Origin of the sequence: Hypericibacter sp., assembly GCF_050729195.1 — a bacterium.
Lineage (GTDB): Bacteria > Pseudomonadota > Alphaproteobacteria > Dongiales > Dongiaceae > Hypericibacter.
The window spans coordinates 1-5314 of record NZ_JBOHKS010000074.1 but is presented as its reverse complement, the minus strand read 5'-3'; the positions used below and the strand labels follow the sequence as shown (position 1 = coordinate 5314).

6 protein-coding genes are annotated in these 5314 nt (G+C 65.1%); 2 read left to right on the top strand and 4 right to left on the bottom strand.

Going from position 1 to position 5314, the window contains the following annotated elements; all coding sequences use genetic code 11:
- Positions 1-64: 64 nt before the first annotated feature.
- Positions 65-469 carry a DUF2852 domain-containing protein gene (locus ACREE8_RS05985; protein ID WP_431572071.1) on the bottom strand — a complete coding sequence of 135 codons (405 nt, stop codon included), beginning with the start codon at positions 467-469 and terminating at the stop codon, positions 65-67.
- Between the two features lie 108 nt (positions 470-577).
- Positions 578-1261 carry a TetR/AcrR family transcriptional regulator gene (locus tag ACREE8_RS05980; protein ID WP_431572070.1) on the bottom strand — a complete coding sequence of 228 codons (684 nt, stop codon included), beginning with the start codon at positions 1259-1261 and terminating at the stop codon, positions 578-580.
- A 269-nt stretch (positions 1262-1530) separates the two neighbouring features.
- Here ACREE8_RS05980 and ACREE8_RS05975 point away from each other — a divergent pair, with 269 nt between their 5' ends.
- A complete protein-coding gene (locus ACREE8_RS05975; RefSeq protein ID WP_431572069.1) occupies positions 1531-1932 on the top strand; it encodes a WYL domain-containing protein in 402 nt (133 codons plus the stop codon).
- Between the two features lie 191 nt (positions 1933-2123).
- The gene (locus ACREE8_RS05970) at positions 2124-3068 is read left to right on the top strand and encodes an ABC transporter ATP-binding protein (protein WP_431572068.1); all 945 of its coding nucleotides are present in this window, start codon (positions 2124-2126) and stop codon (positions 3066-3068) included.
- 29 nt (positions 3069-3097) lie between these two features.
- Here ACREE8_RS05970 and ACREE8_RS05965 read toward each other — a convergent pair whose 3' ends face one another.
- Together ACREE8_RS05965 and ACREE8_RS05960 are read right to left on the bottom strand one after the other, a co-directional pair.
- The gene (locus ACREE8_RS05965) at positions 3098-3562 is read right to left on the bottom strand and encodes a cupin domain-containing protein (protein WP_431572067.1); all 465 of its coding nucleotides are present in this window, start codon (positions 3560-3562) and stop codon (positions 3098-3100) included.
- A gap of 82 nt (positions 3563-3644) precedes the next feature.
- Entirely contained in the window at positions 3645-5123 is a 1479-nt protein-coding gene (locus ACREE8_RS05960) for an endonuclease/exonuclease/phosphatase family protein (RefSeq protein WP_431572066.1), read from the bottom strand.
- Positions 5124-5314 lie beyond the last annotated feature (191 nt).

The window sequence follows — 5314 nt, the reverse complement described above, 5'->3', positions numbered from 1 at the left end:
CGCCGGACCTGAGGAAGGTCCGGCGCGTTCGATGCCGATCCGGTTCTGTGTTTGCCCGGGTGCCTCAGCTCTGCGGCTGGGCGTCCGGTCCGCGGCGCTGGCGGTCGTTCATGAACTGGTCGAACTCGGCCTTGTCCTTTGCCTGGCGCAATCGGTCGAGGAACTCCCGGAACTCGCGCTCTTCTTCCTCGAGCCGGCGCAGGGTGTCCGCGCGATACTCGTCGAAGGCGTGGTTGCCGGTCGCCTGCGACCGGTTCCGGCCCCAGCCGCAGCCCGAGGGCCCGTACCAGCGACCGCGCGCCTTGTTCATGCCGTCAAAACCGTCACGCTTCCAACCGCCCATGCGTCCGCTCCAAATGAGATAGGCCAGGACCCCAAGTCCAATCGGCCAGAAGAGGATGAAGCCGAGGACCGTCACGCCGATCCAGGCGGGCTTCCCGATGTCGTCGAGTTTCGCGGCAATATCCATGTCGACCGCCCCATGTGAATGTTAATGACATTCACATAAGTAGGAGATGGCGCTGAACCTGTCAAGACGAGGGACCAGGTCCCGCGTGAAAAAATCCGGGCAGGCGATTCAGCGCGGGGCACCGCTGCCACCCGCACCGCCCCAGCCCAATCCTTGGAGATAAATCAGCACCGCCGCCTCAAGCAGCTCTTCGGGCGTCATGGGCAGCTTGCGCCGGGCGGCATCGCCGCGACCGAACAGCGAGGCGATCCCGTGCGAGATCGACCAGATATGGAGCGCCATCATCGAGGCCGGCGGCCGGCCAGCCTTGGGCAGTTTTTCGCTCAGCGCCTCGGACGCCGTGCGCAGGATGGCGAAGGCGCGGTCGCCCGCCTGGCGCAGCTCCGGATTGCTTTCGAGCGGAATCCCGGCCTCGAACATCGCCGCGAAATAGGCGGGCTCGGTGCGCGCGAAGGCGAGATAGGCCTTGCCCAGATTGTTGAAGGCGGTGAAGGGATCGGGCCTTCCCTCGTTCCAGGCGGTCTTGAGGAACGCCTCGAAGCGTTCGAAGCCTTGGCGCGCCACATCGGCCATGAGCGCGTCGCGATCGCGGAAATGGCGATAGGGAGCGGCCGGGCTGACCCCGGCCCAGCGTGCCGCATCGGCGAAGGTGAAGCCCGCCGGACCCTTCTCGCCGATCAAATCGAGGGCGGCCCGGATCAGCGTCTCCCGCAGATTGCCATGGTGATAGCCGCGCTTGCCGGGCTCTTCGCCCGGGCCCTGCCCCCGCCCCTTATCCTTCGACCACGCCATGTAACGAGGTCTTACATGAGTCGGCCCGGCTCCACCATCGCCTTGGCAAATCCCCCCGAAGATCGAGCGACTCGGGCAATCCCCTCCGGCCATGCCGGCATCGCGATGTCGCAGGCCAAGGGCGCCATTATCAACGCGCAAAGGCTGGGATTTCGGTGCTTCCGGCGCCGCCGATGCACGCAGGCCGGCGCCGAAATCTCGCCCCGCAGTTGGACTTTCCACCCCCTTAGGAATAGGGTCTCGTCGCCAACCTCAAGGAGGTGGCGCCCATGCAAACATTGATGGACAAAGTCGTCCTGATCACCGACGCGATCAGGGACCGCCGGCAATTGACCTTCATGGCCAACGGTCATGCCCGGCAAGTCTGCCCGCATGTGCTGGGCACCAAGCAGGGCAAGTGGCATCTCTTCGCCTGGCAGTTCGCCGGCACCTCCAGCCATGCGCTCCAATCCGGAGAGGAGCGATGGCGTTGCTTCGATGTCCCGGATATCAGCGATCTGGTGGTTCAGGACGGCGAATGGCATCGCGGTTGGATCACCGGCAAGCGCGACCATCATTCGCTCTGCATGGACAATGAAGTCGCGATCGTCGATCCGGCACATGCCGCCGAGAGCCAGAGCGCCTCGCCCTTCCGCATCCCGCCCCCGCCCCTGAGGCGCGCCGGCCAGTAAAGGTCGCCCCGAAAGCGGCTCCAATCCCGGGAGAACTCGGAGACGGGTTCAACCGTTACTCCCGGATGACCCAAGCCACGACCGTTGCCTCACCTGATCCCGGCCCCGGGCGTTCGTCCCCTATGACGCCTCCGGATGAACCGCGCGAAGGGGATCGGGCGCGAGAGGAGGACCGGGCGGAGCGGGAGCCGATGCCGCCTTCCATCTATGGCTTCATCTGGCGAACCAGCCGGCGCGGCCAGCTGATGGTTTGCCTGTTTTCGGGGTTGCTCATCCCCCTGGCCGCGGTGCCGCTGGAGCTCCAACGGCGCATGGTCGATACGGCGCTGGGCAACAAGGATCTGCGGCTCCTGATCTTCCTGGGGCTTCTCTATCTGGGCTCGATCCTCGCGCAGCAGGGTTTTAAATATGGATTGAACATCGCCCGCGGCTGGGTGGTCGAGGATGTCACGCGCCGTCTGCGCCGAACGATCCATCGCGGCAAGGACAGCCTGGGCACGGCGCAGCCCGGCACGCCGCCGGATGCGGGAACGGCGGTCGCGATGGTCGCGTCGGAATCCGAGGACATCGCCGGGTTCGTCGGCGACAGCGTCTCGGTTCCGCTGGTGCAGGGCGGGACGATCCTGTTCACCTTCGGCTATCTCGCCTGGGTGGATTGGCGGATCGCCAGCCTTGCCGCCCTGCTCTATACGCCGCATTACTTCATCGTGCGCTGGGTGCAGCAGCTCATCAATCGCCTGGCCCGCAGCCAGGCCAAGGTGGTGCGGCGCATCGGCCAGCAGCTTATCGGCGACATCGAGAAACAGCGCGACTCCGGTCGCTTCCATTCCCTCGTCCAGATCGCCTACGACCTGCGCATGAAAATATACCGGCGCAAATTCATCCTGACCTCGCTCGGCAATTTCCTCGACGCGCTCGGGCCCCTCATCGTCCTCGTGGTCGGCGGCTGGTACGTCATCCAGGGCCAGACCAAGGTCAGCACGCTGGTCGTCTTCATCTCCGGCATGCAGCGCATCGCCGATCCCTGGGACCAGCTGATCAATTTCTATCGCACCGCCCAGATCGCCCAGACCAAGTATCGCCTGTTCGTCCAGACGCTCGAGGGCGACGAGCATCACCAGCCGCTGGGACAATGAGAGGCTTCAGGCACTCGTGACGGGCGCTTTCACCGCCGGCGCTTTCCATAAGGTTTGCCGTCCTTATGCGTGTAACCGGCCGGCTGCCAGCGGAGATCGACGTCGGGATAATCGGCAATATCCTGCTCGGGGCGTCGCGATCCCATCTCCAGGATCAGGGCCGGGCGGTTGGATCTGTTCTGCAGATGATGACCGTCGGCGACGCCGGCCTTGAAGCCCGCACAATCGCCGGCCCGCAGCAACTCCTCGCCCTTCTCGGTCACGAGCATGACCTCGCCTTCGAGGACCTGAAGGAACTCATCTTCTTCCGTGTGCCAATGGCGCTGGCTGGACCAGGTTCCCGGGGCCATCCGCAAAAGATTGACGCCGAACTGGGTCAGGCCCGCGGCATCGCCCAGCGCCTGGCGGACACGATCGCGGCAGGGGGCATCGTAAGGCGGCGGATAATCGGTCCCCTCGCTGCGCGGCACCGACGCCAGATCGATCTTCGCCATGGCCCTCTCCCCGTTGCTTCGCACCCAGCATAATGGGGCACGCGCGAAGCGATCCAGAGGGAACCTGAGCCGGATCCCCGGCCTATTTCACCGTGAAGCCCGCCTTCGCCAGCAGCACATAGGAATCGTCGCGCAGCAGGCGCAGTTCATATTTGCCGGGCTCGAGCTTGCCGCCCAGCGCGTCGCTGTCGAAGGAGCCCGATCCCTCGATCGTGGCGTCCGTATAAATATAGGCGATGTAGTTGTAGATATCGGGATCGCCGGCACGATAGACCGCGACCCAGTCGAACTTCATGCCGGGCGCGTTGTGCCAGGAAAGCTCGATCGTCTGGCCCGGCTTGTAGCTCGCCTTCTGCACTGCCACCACCGGCACCGCATCGCGCGCCAGCACCCAGAAGGGCGTTCGCGCCAGCTCCTGACCGTCGGCATCGGCAAGGACCGCGTCATAGGCGCCGACCTTCATGAAAATCGAGCCGAGCTTGATCGAGGGCCGGTCGCTGGCATCGCCCGTCGCCATGCTGGCGATCGCATTCTTCGCCGGATCGCCGCCTCTCGGCACCACCGAGATGCGCGCATCCTCGCGATTGCCGATGACGAAGCGCAGGATGAAATCGTCGCCTTGGGTGACGATGCGCCGGTCGATGCCGACCATCGCCGGGGCGATGCTCGGCACGACATGGAAGGTCGAGACCACCGCGCGATGGTCCGACGGCCAGGGCGTGACCGGAATATCGACATCGGGTCCGCCCGCTTCGCCGACAACCTGGCTCGCCGTCACGCTGGTATTGCCGGCACTCCAGACCAGATCGATGCGATCGAAGGTCTCGTTCGGCTTGACCCAGGGATAGGGATAGCCCGCGGTCCAGGTGAGGCCCGGCTGCGCCACCGGATCGGGATGCGCCTCGCGATAGGAATCATGCATGCCCGCATCGGCCAAGGCCTTGCTCACCGGCCATTCGACCGCATACTTCACCTGCGGGCGCGCCTTCGCCACCGCCTCGGTCCAGTCGAGATACGAAGGCGAGTTGAAATCGCCGGTGAGGAACACCGGCGTGCCATCGGCCGCCACTTTCGGCAGCGCCTCGAGATAAGGCTGGATGGCAGGGAGCCGCGTGTCGGTCTCCATCTGCATGACCGCCGCCAGATCCTGGCCATCGCGCACCGCCTCGGGGCCATAGGGCGTGGCCGGCATATGGACATTCGCCATGGCGACGATGCGGCCGGGAATGGGCTCGACCCAGACATAGAGCGGATCGCCCGGCGGATCGAACAGCGGATAGCGCGAGATGATGTGGCGGCGCTCATCGACATAGGGCCAGCCCAGCGCGTTCGCGATGGCGCGCGAGGTGCCGTCGGGCTCCTGCAAGCCCACGATATCGGCCTTGGCCGCTCGGATCGCTTCGATCACCTGGCCCGCGTTCACCTGCGCGCCGCCATACCACATGTTGAAGGTCATGACCCGGAGGTCGATGCCGGGCTCCTCCGCCCGTGCCGATCCGAGACCCGTCACCACGCCCGCCGCCAGCGCCAAGGCCGCCAGCCACCGCCGCAAGCCGCTCATCTTCCCCTCCCCAGGATCGCCGTTCCCATCCGGCGCCGGACCCGATCCTGAACCCATCGGTTAAGCCCCGGAACCGGCTGGATTTCCGGGGAGGAGCTTGACACGGCCTCCCCACTCGAGTAAATGAATATTCATTCAGTATCGTTACTGTATTGAAACCGCAACAGAACTTGAAGGATTTCGGTCCCATG